This window comes from Enterobacter sp. fkY84-1 (genome assembly GCF_052974705.1).
The window spans coordinates 2,592,582-2,608,291 of the sequence record NZ_CP169393.1; the positions used below are offsets into that span (position 1 = coordinate 2,592,582).

Below are 15,710 nucleotides of genomic sequence, written 5' to 3' on the forward strand. Positions count from 1 at the left end.
GCTCGTGATCCTTAGCATTCGCGTAAATAAGTGAGTGAATCCCGGTAAGCCTGAGCGGGATCCTCAGCGCGCACGCGACACTCGTATACCACATAGCCCTGGTAATTATCCGCACGCAACTGATTGAACAGACTGGCAAAATCGAGGCTACCGCTTCCCGGCTGGTAACGGTGATTATCGGCGATATGCACATGGCCCAGCAGATCGCGATGCTGATGCAGCGCCTCCGTCAGCGAATCTTCTTCAATGTTCATATGATAGAAATCGCCGATGATCTGCACATGCTTGAGGCCATTCTCTTCGATATAGCGTCGTGCGTCAGCCAGAGTGTTGATCATGTGATCCTGATAGCGGTTCAGCGGCTCCAGGTAGACGGTGGTTCCGGTGCGCGCGGCCACCTCTTCCAGCCAGCGCAGCGACGCACTCACCGCTTTGCGGTCGCCTTCCAGGCTGCGTGGAGAGGTCATCGGCGGCAAACGGAAGGTAAACATTCCCCAGGCTGCAGGCACGATAATGCCCTTGCCGCCCACTTCGGCCAGGGCTTCCAGAATGCGTTCAATCTGGGCTAAACCGTTCAGACGACGCTCTTCGATAAAGTCACCAATCCAGCCATCGTATCCGCCGCAGGCGGTCGTGACCGGCAGGCCGGTGGCCTTAATCGCCGCTTTCACCTCGGCGAGATTTTCCACCAGCAGCTTGCCGTCAATCTCATAGCCATCAAAACCCATCGCCTTGATGTACTCGAATTTCTCCATGATAGTGACCGGGAAAAAGGCCTGATTTTGTGTTGCGATTTTCATGAGTTGCTTTCCTTAGCTTAAAAAGTGACGCCCATTTTGATGCTCAGTTCCGGATGCTGATCCACATATTTCATGTAGCTTTCAGCGCTGGTGGTGAAGGTCACAACCGGGTCGATCAGATCTTCACAATTCAGATAACCGTTCATCAGCAGTTCCCAGCAGGTCTCTTCGATACGCTTGCGGCTCCAGCGCGGGTAATCCGGGTTTGGCTCACTGCAGGCGCGGGAGAAGACAATCTTCGCGTTGTTGAAATGCGCTTCACGCCCCAGGTTAAAGCCTGCTGAGAACGGTTTAGCGAACGCAACGTAGGAGATAGTGCCGCCGTAGGCGAGGCCGCGCAGCGCGGACTGCAGCGCATCGGCAAAGCCGCTGGTCTCGATGATCACGTCTGCGCCCTGCTTTCCGGTCAGCTTTTTAATTTCCAGACCAACGTCTGTGCCGATTGGGTTCAGGCAGTGGTCCGCACCGTGACGACGGGCGATCTCGCAGCGGTGTTCGATCGGATCAACGCCGATAACAACTGACGCGCCCGCTTTTTTCGCCAGCTGAATCGCAATCTGTCCGATGGCTCCCAGGCCGACCACGACAACAAAGTCGCCCACGCGGACGTTGGCATCACGCACGCCGCTCATGGCAAACTGTGCCGGATCGTAGCAGACGGCGTTCTTCCACGAGGCGCCCTGCGGCATTTTGCGCAGCTTGTAGTTGTTGACGGCATTCACGATAACCGTCTCCTGCAGCGGACCGTAGCAGCAAACGCGATCGCCAGTCTGGTATTCCGTGACGTCCGCACCGCATTCGATAATGTCGCCAACAATCATGTTGCCCAGCTGGAACTTACCGAACTCGATACCGCGCGCTGCGCCCTCTTCACGCGGCGTGAACATCTGCCACTCCGCGTTGAATTCTTCATCGATAAACGGGCTTGCGGCGCGGAAATCGACCACTTCAGTGCCGTGCTTCGGGGCACCAAAGCGGGCACGAATTTTCACTTCATGTGCTTCCACAGCACGATCTTCATATTCCACCAGCGCCGCCACGCGTGGCGCTGTCGCAACTAATTTTTTCATGATTGACTCCTTGTTAAAATTGGCCGCCTCAGCCCTTCACGCCACCGGCGGTCAAACCACTTTTAATAAAACGTTCAGACATGGCGTACATGATGACCACCGGAAGTGCCGTCACCAGCGATGCCGCCATCATGCGACCCCAGATATAATCGGGTGTGCTAAAGAGCGTGTTCAGCCCGACCGGCAAGGTGAAGTTGCTGGCGCTGGACAGGAAAATGGACGCAAACAGATAGTCGTTCCACGCCACCATGAAGCAGTAAACAAACACCGATACGAGCCCGGATATCGCCAGCGGTACGGTAATACGGAAGATGATTTGCAGGCGGTTAAGGCCGTCCATCATCGCGGCCTCTTCTATTTCGTCCGGAATGGTGTCGAAGTAGCTGCGCAGCATGAACACCGCCGTCGGTAACGTCTGCGTCACCATGGTGATAATCAGCGCCAGCTCGGTGTCGTAGATCCCCAGCGCGGTGATGATTTTGAACAACGGCACCACCAGCAAGATGCCGGAGAACATGTAGACGGTGTAAAAACTCGCGTTGATCGTCGTGCGGCCCTTAAAGCGCAGCTTGGACAAGGCGTAAGCGCCCAGCGTACCGAGAAACACGGCAATCACCGATGAGGTCAGCGACACCACCATGCTGTTTCGGAAGTAATCCACAAACGGGAAGATCAGCGGGTTAAAGATGTCGATGTAATGCTGAAGCGTCCACGCCTGCGGCAGAATGGTCGGGTGGAGCGAGATCGCCTCTTTGGCGCTCTTGAATGACGTCATCAGCATCACGAAGAACGGGAAGAGCGTGATGATCAGAAATACCGCCAACCCGAGATAAAAACCAATACGGCTCAGTACGCGTTTATTTGTTGCCATTGAGGTTCACCCTTTTTCTGGTCAGCAGAATCACAGCGAAGATGATCACGAACAGCACCACAGAAATGGCCGCTGCTTTACCCAAGTCGTTGAAAGCGAAAGCGGTTTTGTAAAGATAGACGCCCAGAATATCGACCTTCGTGGTCAGCAGGTAGACGTCAGCAAACATGTAGAACATCCAGATGGTGCGAAGCGTGACCACCGTGGCCAGCACCGGCATAATCGCGGGCAGCGTGACGATCCGAAAACGTTGCCAGGCATTCGCGCCGTCCATTTCCGCCGCTTCATACAGGGATTTATCAATGGTCTGTAAAATCGCCAGGAATGAGATAAATGCGTACGGGAAGTAACGCCAGATCGCGAACAGCACCACCAGTACGAAGCTGCTGTTCGGGTTGTCGAACCATAGCGGCGCCTGGTCATACAGATGCAACAGGTCTACGCCCAGATAGTTCACGATGCCGTAGCCGTTGTTGAACATGTATTTCCAGGCAAACACCAGCGAAATAGACGGCGTGACGTAGGATAAAATCACCAGTGAACGTGCCGTCTTACGCAGGCGAAACTCGCGATTAAAGAAGATGGCCACGGCCAGCCCCAGCACCGTGCTGCCAATCACCACCAGCGCGGTGTACCAGAAGGTCATCCACAGCGAGTGCCAGAAAGCGGCATCGCCGAGGATGCGAATGTAATTGTCCAGGCCGACAAACACGGCGCTAATGCGCGGATTGAGCGGCAAGCGTAAAAAACTGATTTCAATATTGGAAATCATTGGCCAGGCCACCAGGCCCCCCAGCAGAATCAGGCTGGGGGCCAACAGCAGCATGGCGAAAGGCATATCTGAACGACCAGAAAACAACGTCTTCATAATTTCCTTCCGCAGAGCGCTCCTATCGTTGTGTAATGAGATCAGTCAGTCGCTTCTGGCTGCTGCTTAACGTTGTGTTAAGGTCCTTCTGCCCCACCGTGACGTTATGCACCATGGAGCTGATAATGCCGGAGCCCGTCACGTCGCCCATGCGGGTGAAGTTTTTATCCCCAACCGCGCCAAACACCTGCACGTTCGGGAACTGTGCGATCAGCTCATAAGGCAACTGCCCAAACGCTTTAATCACGTCGTTGTTTTTCCAGGTATCCGTGCCCACCACCCCTTTGTTTACCGGCAGCGCCGCGCCCGGCGACATCATGACCCAGTCCGTCGCGTTTTGAGCCCGTTCCATCCAGGTAACAAACTTCTCGGCCGCTTTGGTCTCCTCTTCGGTTTGTCCGGTGGTGATCGTCAGCGAGGTGATCATGCCGTACACCGCCGATGAGTTTTCAGTCGGGACAACGAAGCCCAGGTTGGCAGGGTTTCCGTCCTTGTAGACGGCGGGCAGGATGTAGGTGGAGTAAACCGCCATCGGCGCAGAACCGTTCATGAAGGCGTCTTTGATCTCCATAACATCGTTCGAACCCGGCATGGTGGTCGCAGCCAGCGCTTTATAAAACGCCAGCGCTTTGGCCATTTCCGGGGTATCGATGTCGACATTCCCTTTTGCATCAAACACGTTCGCGCCACCGGAAAGGGCAAACTGAGAGAACGACTGTTCGGTCATCACGCTTTCCGCAGTCGGTAACGCGATGCCGTAATGTTTTTTAGCCGGGTCGTTCAGGCGCTGGCTGGCTTGCAGAAGCTGTTCCCAGTTATGCGGCTCCTCAATGCCCGCCGCGGCCAGCACATCTTTGTGGTACCACACGCCGGAGAGCCAGGCGCTGATCGGCACGCCCGTCCAGGCTGCGCCGTCTTCCGTGCGGACAACGCGCAAGATGCCGTCATAGAAGGTGTTTTCCCCCACCGCCTTAATTGCTTCAGCGATTGCGTTACGATCAAGAAGCTGTTCTTTATCCATCACTTTTGCATAGTCATGACTGACCTCAATCACTTCAGGCAGCGCGCCGGTTCGCGCCAGCGTAATCACCTTAGTGTTGTAGGCATCCTCTTCTACCGGTACCTGTTTTATCGTGATGCCCGGGTTCTCTTTCTCGAATTTTTCGATCAGTTTCGTAATAACGGCCTGACGCTCCTGCTCTACCGACGAGTGCATAAACTCAATGGTGACAGAGGACGCTTTGTCATCCTTACAGCCTGATAACAGGGCGCACGAAACCAGTGCTGATATCAGCACAATTCTGGGTATTTTCATGTTTAAGGTCCTTTTTAGTTTTCTTTAATCCACAATACCTGCCATGGATTTAGGATCAGAGTCGTGTCGGTAATATCTTTTCCGCTAATCAATTCCCTTCCCGAGTGAATATCGGACTCAACCGTTTGAGAATTATCACTGAAATTAAACAACGCTGTTATTTTATCACCACAATCCGCCACGCGGACAATTTTTAAAACATGCTTTCCTGACGTACTGAAATAAGCCTCACTGTCAGGATGGAATGCTTTTTCCGCCCGGCGCAATACGATTAACTGACTTAACGCACTGTAAACCTGATAACGGAGACTATTTTTATCTTCAAGCGCGCAATCAATTTGACCCGCGGCATATTTCTCACGATTTATCGCACGGTTATATCCAAGACGCTCTACGCCATCATAATCATTACGGGAGCCGAGAATACTTTGAATATAAACCGCAGGCACACCGGGGAAGCTTAACAGGACAGCATGGGCCAGAATAAACCGGGCAATGCGTTCGCTATCATGACTTTCTCGCGTACTTAAGGCATCCAGATAGGTCACGTTAATTTCATACGGGCTTCGTGTGCCATCCGGGTTATTTTTCCAGTTAACCAACGCACCTTCGGTCTGGAGCTTTTCTACAAGCGAGAGGATCTCCGACTCAGGTAATATTCCGCGTAATGGGTTAAGACCAATGCCATCATGCGAGGCCAGGAAGTTGAACCAGGTCGTTTTTGTGGAAGGCAACGCCAGCGACGCCGCCCACTCGCTCAGCGTGCGCACATCCTGACAATGCACCGCATGCAGCACCAGCGGGGGCAACGAGAACTGATAAACCATCTGCGCTTCATTTTCGCCGTCACCGAAGTAAGAGACGTTATCTTTATGCGGAACGTTCGTCTCGGTGATAATCACCGTGCCGGGGGCAACCGCCTCGGTAATGGCGCGGAAAAGCTGGATGAGCTGGTGGGTTTGCTCAAGGTGAATGCAGCTCGTTCCCGGTATTTTCCACATGAATCCTACGGCATCCAGTCGAATATACCGCGCCCCTTCAATAAGGTAATGCAGCAGCACGTCGACCATCGCAATCAGCACCTGCGGAGAGGCGAAGTTGAGATCAACCTGGTCCTCACTGAAGGTGGTCCACAAATGTCGTACGCTGCCATCATGAAGCGTGAAAGGCGTAAGAAGCGGTAAGGCACGCGGACGCGTCACCGCGGATAAATCTGTTTCAGGATCGACAGAAATAAAGAAATCATCATACCCCGGCATTTGCTTCAGGTAATTAGCAAACCAGGCACTTTTGGCCGACATATGATTGCAGACGAAATCAAACATCAAACTGGTTGATTGCTTTAATTCAGAAACGTCTCGCCATGTTCCCGTTTCAGGCGCAACTTCATGATAATCAATTACAGAAAATCCATCGTCCGAAGACCACGGATAAAAAGGCAAAAGATGGGCATGAGAAAAAGAATGCGAAAGCCATTTGTTATAAAAACGTGTAAAAACAGGGAGTGCTTTCTCCCCTTTCGCGGAAAACTGATCGGCATAGGTTATCAGAACGATATCTTTTTCATCCCAGCCCATTTTACGCCTTTCCGTAATAACAGAGGCGGCCTTTTCAATATTTTCCAGCAGCATATGAAGATGTGCTTCAGAAAACGTTTTTCCATAAACAAGGTTAATGAGTGCTTTAATTTTTTCGTTCACTTGATTTTCCATGGTAGCGGTCCCACGGAATGGCAATCTACTCCCATGAAAAATATCTGTCAACGGACCGGGCAGGAGAAAAATGCGATTGCAAAGCAGCTCAGCGCAATATTGTGAGCTGCCGCAAAGAAAGCAGGTGAAATGAGGAAGTGCGGGTCATCATCGCCAGCCCCTCTCCAGGAAGAGAAAGAGCTGCTGCGAGCGGAAACTACTGGGATAAGTAGCGGCGCGACAGCCGTTTCGCCACCTTTTGCAACAGCGGTTCGAGCGCCACGGCCAGTACCATTCTGACCGGCTTGCGGGCAACCGATTTAATCGCCCACCCCGCTACCCCAGCCGGACCGTAACGTAACGCGGTCATCAGGACCAGCTTACCTGCGATTTTCAGGCCGGGTTTTACCTTCTGACCGGCCTGATGCCAGTGTTGTTTCATCTCTTTTCTCTCTTAAAGCTGACGGAAACGACTTCTCAGCGTAAAGGTATCGGATGTGACATAACGTTCCATTTCCCGTAACCGCTTCTCACCTGCGGCGAGTTGCGCATCCACAGCATTGAGGAGATCGCTGCTGGTGGGAGCGCCTTCCGCCGCCAGTTCTCCCTCCGGCATCGGGTCAAGCACAAACGACAACACGATGTACGCAACCAGGGTAATAAATGCCAGACCAAAGAAGATCGACAGCACCGTCACCACGCGAACCAGCTTAACCGGGACGTCAAGATAGTGAGCCAGCCCGGCGCAGACGCCGCGCACCATGCCCTGCTGTGGAATTCGCCACAGCTTTTTGTTCAAATTCAGTCCAGACATTAACGGTCCCTCCAGTTTGGATGTTCAGCATCCAGGATGGCTTCCAGCGCCTGAATGCGTTCACGCATTTTGTTCGCCTCATCGGAGAGCTGTATCAGACGCTGTTGTTCACTCTGGGAAAGTTCGCCCCGTGAGGAACGGTTGCTGTAGTGCAGCCATAACCAAATCGGCAAAACGAACAGCACGAAAATCGTCAGGGGAATAGCCAGAAAAAGCGCGCTCATGTGTACTCCTTGTCTTACGATGCGGCACGTTCAGGTGCCGCAGGCATTATTATTGGTTGTCTTGCTTCATTTTGGCTTTCAGTGCCGCCAGCTGCTCGCTGATTTCATCATCGGCCTTGAGATCAGCGAACTGTTGATCCAGTGACTTCTGCTTACCGATGCCGTGGCTTTCGGCTTCCGCTTCCATCTGGTCGATACGACGCTCAAACGATTCAAAACGGGCCATCGCTTCATCCAGCTTACCGCTGTCGAGCTGGCGACGCACGTCGCGGGAAGAGCTTGCCGCCTGGTGACGCAGAGTCAGCGCCTGCTGACGCGCGCGGGTTTCGCTCAGCTTGTTTTCCAGCTCGCCAATCTCTTTCTTCATGCGGGTGAGCGTGTCATCCACCAGGGTCACTTCATGCTCGAGCGTCGCGACCATGTCTGCCAGCTTCTGTTTTTCGATCAGCGCCGCACGGGCCAGATCCTCTTTGTCTTTGCGCAGCGCGAGTTCTGCTTTTTCCTGCCATTCGTTCAGTTGAACGGTGGCCTGTTCAATACGACGCGTAAGCTGTTTTTTCTCAGCCAGCGCGCGGGCGGAGGTAGAGCGGACTTCAACCAGCGTGTCTTCCATCTCCTGAATCATCAGACGCACCAGCTTCTGCGGATCTTCCGCTTTCTCCAGCAGTGAGTTGATGTTGGCGTTCACGATGTCGGCAAAACGAGAAAAAATACCCATAATTGACTCCTCATAGTTCTGTTATCGGGCGATGCCCTGCTGTACAAATAATACAAATCTCATGCCAACTTTTATCTTATTGATTTAACAGGCCATGATTGATTTTCATGCAGTGAAGAACTATTCTTACCTGGTGAATATCGCTAAGGAGTGGTTAATTTCATCATGCCCGGATACAAAGACAATTTACTCGGCGAAGCAAACAGTTTTCTTGAGGTGCTGGAACAGGTTTCTCGCCTGGCGCCGCTCAATAAACCGGTGCTGATTATCGGCGAGCGCGGTACGGGTAAGGAACTCATCGCCAACCGTCTGCACTACTTATCCGGGCGCTGGGACGGCCCCTTCATTTCCCTTAACTGCGCGGCGCTGAATGAAAACCTGCTCGATACCGAGCTCTTCGGCCATGAGGCGGGCGCGTTTACCGGCGCCCAGAAACGCCATCCTGGACGCTTTGAGCGCGCCGACGGCGGTACGCTGTTTCTTGATGAGCTTGCCACCGCGCCCATGCTGGTGCAGGAGAAACTGCTGCGCGTGATTGAGTACGGCGAGCTGGAGCGCGTCGGCGGTAGCCAGCCGCTGCAGGTGAACGTGCGCCTGGTGTGCGCCACTAACGCCAACCTGCCGGAGAGGGTGGCAGAGGAAAAATTCCGTGCCGACCTGCTCGACCGCCTGGCCTTTGACGTCGTGCAGCTTCCTCCGCTGCGCGAGCGAAGAAGCGACATTATGCTGCTGGCAGACCAGTTTGCGATTCAGATGTGCCGCGAGCTCGGACTGCCGCTGTTCCCCGGCTTCAGCGATTATGCACGGGAGACGATGCTCGCGTACCACTGGCCAGGCAATATCCGCGAGCTGAAAAACGTCGTGGAGCGTTCCGTCTATCGCCACGGCAGCAGCGAGACGGAGCTGGACAACATCATTATCGATCCTTTTCAGCGCAGCGCCCCGACCTTGCCCGCACCAGCATCTCCAGGCGACGCCCCTGCTCTTCCCCTTGATCTGCGCCAGTTCCAGCACGACCAGGAGAAACAGCTGCTGGAGCAAAGCCTGAAGATGGCGAAATACAACCAGAAACGGGCGGCTGAACTGCTGGGTTTGACCTACCATCAGTTAAGGGCATTGCTTAAAAAACATCAAATGCGCTAACAATATCAGCATTTAACAGCAGACATTTTACAAAACCAAGCCTGGATAACTGCTCCACTCCTTAGGACAACATACAATGCCATTCAATAATAAAAACATACTTATTACTTTCCTATCCCTCTGCTCATTTCAGACTTATGCCGCACAATGCACAGCGGAAACTTTCGCTAAAAACAAATTGAACAACCTCATCCTCCTGAACCAGCAGACAAGAACCGAAATCCCTAAGTCAGTCGAAATCACTGTTGATAGCCCTGATGGGTATATCCGCGCATCGGCTCAAAGCAACTTTGATCAATGCGGTGAACTCACTGGCAGCAGTGTTAAAGAGGTCAAAACCTCACCGGGACCGAAAAATGTTTTCACGACTATCAATGAAATTCAGTTAAACAGAACGGAATTTGGCTGGCGCATTCAGTTGGATGCGAACGGCGTAATAGTCGATAATAACAGTCAGAAGGCCACACAATTATATCGGCAGACGCTGGAGGGGATGTACCAGCTGAACAACAATGGACTTATCAGCCACGTGGTTAATCGTTCGATTATTGCGGCCACAAAACCAGGAGATAAAGATAAAACCACAGTGGGCGCAATAGACTACGTATTCAATTCATCAGGGTTGCTGGCAAGGGTGGTAAGCAAAGGAAGTTTGGCGATAGATAACTATACAACTGTATACAGCTATGATGACAATGATCGCCTGATCAAAACCGAGTCCCCCTCAACCATAGAAGAGTATACCTACGATAACGAGGGCCGTGATCTGTCCCTGAGCAAGACCCAGACGTATTTCACCATTGAAAAAAAACTGACAACGTGTGAGGAGTGGAACTCGCATGGAGAATGCACACGCGCCAATATGGATACCACGATTGTCCCAGCCGATCGGACGGGTAAACAGTATGTGGAAAAACATAAGGCCGTGATGACGACGAAATATGAATACTGGAACTGACCATTCAACCCGCCAAATAGGGTAGCCAAAATGGTATTGGAATCGAAATTGATGTTCGTGGTGTACCTGACTTCAGTAAATGTGGTGTGAGATGAAAATCATAATATTCGTTGTTTTACTTATTGCCAGTTTTATCCTCGTCCCGGACAGCTGGATTAATGATGTTTTCATGCAACATATCCAGATATCAGGCGATGGTGAAGAAGCCATGAATAACTATGATTTCACAGCAATTCTGATCAATTTTGGTCTGTCTGCAATGATAGCGTTTGTACTGATGATGCTTATGAAAGTGCTGAAAAAATGAACCAGGGTGGCAGGTACGCACGTAACAACAAAGTGAGCATTTTTACTCTATGCTATTTAGACTGTTCGTATGCCATTGCCTTACCCGTACTTGATCTGCTCTCAGATCTGGTGATAAACGGCCGCATTTTACCGGCTATTTTTCTTCAGAAAGTATGATCCCAGATCTGATAGCGACAACATGTCTTCCTGTCATTCACGGCATACATTCACAAGCTTGATGCTATCCGCCGAAGCGAATCCTTCGTTTATAGCGAGTCAGATACGCCACGAAAATGCTAAGATAGTCCATGAGGTATATTCAAAGTGGATTGCAGGTATGAACGTGCATCGGGTTGTGACGCTGAGTGACCGACTGCAAACGTTACTGCCCCCATTATGCCCTCAGGCTTAAACGATACTGGATAATGTCGTTTAAAATTAGTAGGATAGCCACTTCATATTTAATACCTTAAAAATTATGCGTCTGGTTTTATCGTCCTTTTTTGCACTTGGTCTGTTTAGCAGCCAGGCCTTTGCCGCGCCCGGGCAAACGCCGCAGCCTGACATTCGTGACAGCGGCTTCGTCTATTGCGTAAGCGGCCAGGTGGATACCTTCAACCCGCAAAAAGCGGGCAGCGGCCTGATTGTGGATACCCTTGCCGCGCAGCTTTACGATCGTCTGCTGGATGTAGACCCGTACACTTACCGTCTCGTGCCCGAGCTTGCGGAAAGCTGGGAAGTGCTGGATAACGGCGCAACCTACCGTTTTCACCTGCGCGATGATGTTGCGTTTCAGCGCACGCCGTGGTTTACCCCCTCGCGCAAGCTGAATGCGGATGACGTGGTCTTCACCTTCCAGCGTATCTTCAACCGCAATCACCCGTGGCATAACGTTAACGGCAGCAATTTCCCCTATTTCGACAGCCTGCAGTTTGCCGACACAGTGAAAAGCGTGCGCAAGCTGGACAACCGCACGGTTGAATTCACGCTGACGCGCCCGGATGCCTCATTCCTGTGGCATCTGGCAACCCACTATGCGTCCGTCATGTCGGCCGAATACGCGGCGAAGCTGACGAAAAAAGATCGTCAGGAACTGCTCGATCGTCAGCCGGTCGGCACCGGTCCGTTCCAGCTGGCCGAATACCGCGCCGGGCAATATATTCGTCTGCAGCGCCACGAACATTTCTGGCGGGGTACGCCGCTGATGCCGCAGGTGGTGGTCGATCTGGGTTCCGGCGGGACGGGACGTCTGTCAAAACTGCTCACCGGGGAATGTGACGTGCTTGCCTGGCCTGCCGCCAGCCAGCTCACGATTTTGCGCGACGATCCGCGCCTGCGTCTGACGCTACGCCCGGGGATGAACATCGCGTATCTGGCCTTTAACACCGATAAGCCGCCGTTGAATAACCCTGCCGTTCGTCACGCCCTTGCGTTGGCTATCAACAACCAGCGCCTGATGCAGTCGATTTATTACGGTACGGCGGAAACCGCCGCCTCAATTTTACCGCGCGCCTCGTGGGCCTACGACGGTGAGGCTAAAATTACGGAATACAATCCGGCAAAAGCGCGTGAACAGCTGAAAGCGCTGGGCGCAGAAAACCTTACGCTGCAGCTTTGGGTGCCGACCAGTTCCCAGGCGTGGAACCCGAGCCCGCTCAAGACCGCCGAACTGCTGCAGGCGGATATGGCACAGGTGGGCGTGAAAGTGATCATCGTACCGGTAGAGGGCCGTTTCCAGGAGGCGCGCCTGATGGACATGAATCATGATTTAACCCTGACCGGCTGGGCCACTGACAGTAACGATCCGGACAGCTTCTTCCGGCCGCTGCTGAGCTGTGCGGCGATAAACTCGCAGACCAACTACGCCCACTGGTGTAACCGGGAGTTTGACGCCGTGCTGCAAAAAGCGCTGGCTTCCCAACAGCTGGCCTCGCGCATCGACGCCTATGATGAAGCGCAGAAGATCTTAGCCCAGGAACTCCCGGTGCTGCCGCTGGCCTCTTCCCTGCGCCTTCAGGCGTATCGCTATGATATTAAAGGCCTGGTGCTGAGCCCGTTTGGCAACGCCTCGTTCGCCGGCGTGTCGCGTGAAAAAGAACAAGAGGTGAAAAAACCATGATTATTTTTACCTTGCGCCGGCTCCTTTTGCTGCTGGTGACGCTCTTTTTCCTGAACTTTGTCGGCTTTAGCCTGAGCTATTTCACGCCCCACGCCCCGCTCCAGGGATCGTCGCTGTGGGATGCCTGGCTCTTCTGGTTTAACGGCCTGCTGCACTGGGATTTCGGCGTGTCCAGCATTAACGGGCAGCTGATTTCCGAGCAGTTGAAAGAGGTTTTCCCGGCCACGATGGAGCTGTGCATTCTGGCCTTCGGGTTTGCCCTGATGGTCGGGATCCCCGTGGGCATGCTGGCCGGGATATATCGCAACAAATGGCAGGATAAGTTTATCAGCGCCCTCGCCCTGCTCGGCTTCTCCATCCCGGTCTTCTGGCTGGCGCTTCTGCTGACGCTTTTCTTCTCGCTGACAATGGGCTGGCTACCGGTTTCTGGCCGTTTTGACCTGCTCTACACGGTTAAATCGGTGACGGGCTTTGCCATCATCGACGCGTGGCTGTCTGATTCGGTGTGGCGTCACGAGATGATCGTCAGCGCCCTGCGCCATATGGTATTGCCGGTGCTGACGCTGGCGGTTGCGCCAACAACCGAAGTGATCCGCCTGATGCGCCTGAGCACCATCGAGGTGTTTGACCAGAACTATGTCAAAGCCGCCGCCACGCGCGGACTGTCGCGTCTGACCATCCTGCGCCGCAACGTCCTGCACAACGCGCTGCCGCCGGTTATTCCGCGTCTGGGATTACAGTTTTCCACCATGCTCACGCTGGCCATGATCACCGAGATGGTCTTTAGCTGGCCTGGCCTCGGACGGTGGCTGATTAACGCTATCCGCCAGCAGGACTACGCCGCGATTTCCGCAGGCGTGATGGTGATTGGTTCGCTGGTGATTATTGTCAACGTGTTGTCCGATATTTTGGGTGCCATGGCCAACCCATTGAAGCATAAGGAATGGTATGCCTTACGATAGCGTATACAGTGAAAAGCGCACGCCCGGTGTGCTGCGTACCGTGTGGCGTAAATTCTATGGCGATACCACGGCAATGATCGGCCTTTATGGCTGTGCCGGTCTGGTGTTGCTGTGCGTCTTTGGCTCCTGGTTTGCGCCGTACGGCATTGACCAGCAATTCCTTGGCTATCAGCTGCTGCCGCCGTCCTGGTCCCGCTACGGGGAAGTCTCCTTCTTCCTGGGAACGGACGACCTCGGACGTGACGTGTTGAGCCGCCTGCTGAGCGGTGCGGCCCCGACGGTGGGCGGCGCGTTTGTGGTGACGCTCGCGGCCACGATCTGCGGGCTGGCGCTGGGTATTTTTGCGGGATCCACGCATGGCCTGCGCTCGGCGGTGCTTAACCACATTCTGGATACGCTGCTGTCGATTCCGTCACTGCTGCTGGCGATCGTTGTGGTTGCCTTTGCCGGTCCGCACCTGTCGCATGCCATGTTCGCCGTCTGGCTGGCTATCCTGCCCCGCATCGTGCGCTCGGTTTACAGCATGGTGCATGACGAGCTGGAAAAAGAGTATGTCGTCGCTGCGCGTCTGGACGGCGCGACCACCTTCAACATCCTGTGGTTTGCCGTGCTGCCTAACATCGCGTCCGGGATGGTCACCGAGATCACCCGCGCCCTGTCGATGGCGATTCTGGACATCGCGGCGCTCGGCTTTCTCGACCTCGGCGCGCAGCTGCCGTCGCCTGAATGGGGTGCGATGCTCGGTGACGCGCTGGAGTTAATTTACGTGGCGCCGTGGACGGTTATGCTGCCGGGTGCGGCCATTATGGTGAGCGTGCTGCTGATCAACCTGCTGGGCGACGGTATTCGCCGTGCAATTAACGCGGGGGTGCAATAATGCCGCTTCTTGATATTCGCAACCTCACCATTGAATTCAAAACCGGTGAAGGCTGGGTTAAAGCCGTCGATCGCATCAGTATTACCCTCGCGGAAGGTGAAATCCGCGGGCTGGTGGGGGAATCCGGCTCAGGCAAAAGCCTGATCGCCAAAGCCATCTGCGGCGTGGCGAAAGAAAACTGGCGCGTGACCGCCGACCGTATGCGGTTTGATGATATCGACCTGCTGCGCCTCTCTCCCCGCGAACGGCGTAAGCTGGTCGGTCATAACGTCTCGATGATTTTCCAGGAGCCGCAGTCCTGTCTCGACCCGTCCGAACGCGTGGGCAAACAGCTGATGCAGAACATCCCCGGCTGGACCTATAAAGGCCGCTGGTGGCAGCGCGTTGGCTGGCGCAAGCGTCGTGCCATTGAGCTTTTACACCGCGTCGGGATCAAAGATCACAAAGATGCGATGCGCAGCTTCCCGTACGAGTTGACCGACGGTGAATGTCAGAAAGTGATGATTGCCATCGCGCTGGCAAATCAGCCGCGTTTGCTGATTGCGGATGAACCGACGAACGCGATGGAACCCACCACGCAGGCGCAAATCTTCCGCCTGCTGTCGCGTCTCAACCAGAACAACAACACCACCATTTTGCTGATCAGCCATGACCTGCAAATGCTCAGCAAATGGGCGGATAAAATTGACGTGATGTACTGCGGACAAACGGTCGAAACCGCGCCGAGTGAAGACCTGATCACCGCGCCGCACCACCCGTATACGCAGGCGCTAATCCGCGCTATTCCCGATTTTGGCAGCGCCATGCCGCATAAGAGCCGCCTGAATACCCTGCCCGGGGCGATTCCGCTGCTGGAATCATTGCCGATAGGCTGTCGTCTGGGGCCGCGATGCCCGTATGCTCAGCGTAAATGTATCGAGACGCCACGCCTGACCGGGGCCAAAAATCATCTTTACGCCTGTCATTTCCCGCTGAACATGGAGAGAGAGTGA

17 protein-coding genes are annotated in these 15,710 nt (G+C 53.9%); 7 read left to right on the forward strand and 10 right to left on the reverse strand.

Annotated elements, in window-relative coordinates; translation table 11 throughout:
• Positions 1 to 11: 11 nt before the first annotated feature.
• The 10 genes from ACEPLT_RS12445 to pspA all read right to left on the reverse strand — a co-directional run bounded on the left by ACEPLT_RS12445 (position 12) and on the right by pspA (position 8,371).
• Complete coding sequence (locus tag ACEPLT_RS12445) at positions 12 to 800, reverse strand: sugar phosphate isomerase/epimerase family protein (RefSeq protein ID WP_232927598.1); 789 nt, start codon at positions 798 to 800, stop codon at positions 12 to 14.
• A gap of 17 nt (positions 801 to 817) precedes the next feature.
• Positions 818 to 1,870 (reverse strand): zinc-dependent alcohol dehydrogenase, encoded by a 1,053-nt coding sequence (locus ACEPLT_RS12450; RefSeq protein WP_023327617.1) that lies wholly within the window; start codon positions 1,868 to 1,870, stop codon positions 818 to 820.
• Positions 1,871 to 1,898: 28 nt separating this feature from the next.
• The gene (locus tag ACEPLT_RS12455) at positions 1,899 to 2,741 is read right to left on the reverse strand and encodes a carbohydrate ABC transporter permease (protein WP_232927596.1); all 843 of its coding nucleotides are present in this window, start codon (positions 2,739 to 2,741) and stop codon (positions 1,899 to 1,901) included.
• Positions 2,728 to 3,609 (reverse strand): carbohydrate ABC transporter permease, encoded by an 882-nt coding sequence (locus ACEPLT_RS12460; protein ID WP_008501242.1) that lies wholly within the window; start codon positions 3,607 to 3,609, stop codon positions 2,728 to 2,730. The genes ACEPLT_RS12455 and ACEPLT_RS12460 overlap by 14 nt, the downstream gene beginning before the upstream one ends.
• 22 nt (positions 3,610 to 3,631) lie before the next feature.
• Complete coding sequence (locus ACEPLT_RS12465) at positions 3,632 to 4,924, reverse strand: ABC transporter substrate-binding protein (RefSeq protein ID WP_232927594.1); 1,293 nt, start codon at positions 4,922 to 4,924, stop codon at positions 3,632 to 3,634.
• A gap of 14 nt (positions 4,925 to 4,938) precedes the next feature.
• A complete protein-coding gene (locus ACEPLT_RS12470) occupies positions 4,939 to 6,636 on the reverse strand; it encodes a sugar phosphorylase (RefSeq protein WP_447088258.1) in 1,698 nt (565 codons plus the stop codon).
• 196 nt (positions 6,637 to 6,832) lie between these two features.
• Positions 6,833 to 7,057 (reverse strand): phage shock protein PspD, encoded by a 225-nt coding sequence (gene pspD, locus ACEPLT_RS12475; protein WP_219984098.1) that lies wholly within the window; start codon positions 7,055 to 7,057, stop codon positions 6,833 to 6,835.
• Between the two features lie 12 nt (positions 7,058 to 7,069).
• Entirely contained in the window at positions 7,070 to 7,429 is a 360-nt protein-coding gene (pspC, locus tag ACEPLT_RS12480; protein ID WP_008501237.1) for an envelope stress response membrane protein PspC, read from the reverse strand.
• The gene (gene pspB, locus ACEPLT_RS12485) at positions 7,429 to 7,653 is read right to left on the reverse strand and encodes an envelope stress response membrane protein PspB (RefSeq protein WP_008501236.1); all 225 of its coding nucleotides are present in this window, start codon (positions 7,651 to 7,653) and stop codon (positions 7,429 to 7,431) included. The genes pspC and pspB overlap by 1 nt, the downstream gene beginning before the upstream one ends.
• A gap of 49 nt (positions 7,654 to 7,702) precedes the next feature.
• Positions 7,703 to 8,371 (reverse strand): phage shock protein PspA, encoded by a 669-nt coding sequence (gene pspA, locus ACEPLT_RS12490; protein ID WP_023292259.1) that lies wholly within the window; start codon positions 8,369 to 8,371, stop codon positions 7,703 to 7,705.
• A gap of 150 nt (positions 8,372 to 8,521) precedes the next feature.
• Between pspA and pspF the strand changes: the two genes are divergently transcribed.
• The 7 genes from pspF to sapD all read left to right on the forward strand — a co-directional run bounded on the left by pspF (position 8,522) and on the right by sapD (position 15,710).
• Positions 8,522 to 9,514, forward strand: coding sequence for a phage shock protein operon transcriptional activator (gene pspF / locus ACEPLT_RS12495; protein ID WP_232927593.1), 993 nt, complete (start codon positions 8,522 to 8,524; stop codon positions 9,512 to 9,514).
• A 76-nt stretch (positions 9,515 to 9,590) separates the two neighbouring features.
• A complete protein-coding gene (locus tag ACEPLT_RS12500; RefSeq protein WP_232927591.1) occupies positions 9,591 to 10,472 on the forward strand; it encodes a hypothetical protein in 882 nt (293 codons plus the stop codon).
• A gap of 91 nt (positions 10,473 to 10,563) precedes the next feature.
• Entirely contained in the window at positions 10,564 to 10,779 is a 216-nt protein-coding gene (locus ACEPLT_RS12505; RefSeq protein WP_021240286.1) for a hypothetical protein, read from the forward strand.
• 459 nt (positions 10,780 to 11,238) lie between these two features.
• Positions 11,239 to 12,879, forward strand: a complete 1,641-nt coding sequence (gene sapA, locus ACEPLT_RS12510) for an ABC transporter substrate-binding protein SapA (protein WP_008501231.1) — start codon at positions 11,239 to 11,241, stop codon at positions 12,877 to 12,879.
• Positions 12,876 to 13,841: a putrescine export ABC transporter permease SapB gene (gene sapB, locus ACEPLT_RS12515; protein ID WP_008501230.1), complete on the forward strand. Its 966-nt coding sequence runs from the start codon at positions 12,876 to 12,878 to the stop codon at positions 13,839 to 13,841. The genes sapA and sapB overlap by 4 nt, the downstream gene beginning before the upstream one ends.
• Positions 13,828 to 14,718: a putrescine export ABC transporter permease SapC gene (gene sapC, locus ACEPLT_RS12520; protein ID WP_447088259.1), complete on the forward strand. Its 891-nt coding sequence runs from the start codon at positions 13,828 to 13,830 to the stop codon at positions 14,716 to 14,718. Before sapB ends, sapC begins: the two co-directional genes overlap by 14 nt.
• On the forward strand, positions 14,718 to 15,710 hold the full coding sequence (sapD, locus tag ACEPLT_RS12525; protein WP_232927586.1) for a putrescine export ABC transporter ATP-binding protein SapD: 993 nt from the start codon (positions 14,718 to 14,720) through the stop codon (positions 15,708 to 15,710). Before sapC ends, sapD begins: the two co-directional genes overlap by 1 nt.

Bases quoted from the DNA above. Each gene is read 5' to 3' on its own strand.
- sapD (WP_232927586.1), top strand. From the start codon at position 14,718: ATGCCGCTTCTTGATATTCGCAACCTCACCATTGAATTCAAAACCGGT.
- ACEPLT_RS12450 (WP_023327617.1), bottom strand. From the start codon at position 1,870: ATGAAAAAATTAGTTGCGACAGCGCCACGCGTGGCGGCGCTGGTGGAA.
- ACEPLT_RS12500 (WP_232927591.1), top strand. From the start codon at position 9,591: ATGCCATTCAATAATAAAAACATACTTATTACTTTCCTATCCCTCTGC.
- ACEPLT_RS12460 (WP_008501242.1), bottom strand. From the start codon at position 3,609: ATGAAGACGTTGTTTTCTGGTCGTTCAGATATGCCTTTCGCCATGCTG.
- sapC (WP_447088259.1), top strand. From the start codon at position 13,828: ATGCCTTACGATAGCGTATACAGTGAAAAGCGCACGCCCGGTGTGCTG.
- pspA (WP_023292259.1), bottom strand. From the start codon at position 8,371: ATGGGTATTTTTTCTCGTTTTGCCGACATCGTGAACGCCAACATCAAC.
- ACEPLT_RS12470 (WP_447088258.1), bottom strand. From the start codon at position 6,636: ATGGAAAATCAAGTGAACGAAAAAATTAAAGCACTCATTAACCTTGTT.
- ACEPLT_RS12465 (WP_232927594.1), bottom strand. From the start codon at position 4,924: ATGAAAATACCCAGAATTGTGCTGATATCAGCACTGGTTTCGTGCGCC.
- ACEPLT_RS12445 (WP_232927598.1), bottom strand. From the start codon at position 800: ATGAAAATCGCAACACAAAATCAGGCCTTTTTCCCGGTCACTATCATG.
- ACEPLT_RS12505 (WP_021240286.1), top strand. From the start codon at position 10,564: ATGAAAATCATAATATTCGTTGTTTTACTTATTGCCAGTTTTATCCTC.
- ACEPLT_RS12455 (WP_232927596.1), bottom strand. From the start codon at position 2,741: ATGGCAACAAATAAACGCGTACTGAGCCGTATTGGTTTTTATCTCGGG.
- pspB (WP_008501236.1), bottom strand. From the start codon at position 7,653: ATGAGCGCGCTTTTTCTGGCTATTCCCCTGACGATTTTCGTGCTGTTC.
- sapB (WP_008501230.1), top strand. From the start codon at position 12,876: ATGATTATTTTTACCTTGCGCCGGCTCCTTTTGCTGCTGGTGACGCTC.
- pspD (WP_219984098.1), bottom strand. From the start codon at position 7,057: ATGAAACAACACTGGCATCAGGCCGGTCAGAAGGTAAAACCCGGCCTG.
- pspC (WP_008501237.1), bottom strand. From the start codon at position 7,429: ATGTCTGGACTGAATTTGAACAAAAAGCTGTGGCGAATTCCACAGCAG.
- sapA (WP_008501231.1), top strand. From the start codon at position 11,239: ATGCGTCTGGTTTTATCGTCCTTTTTTGCACTTGGTCTGTTTAGCAGC.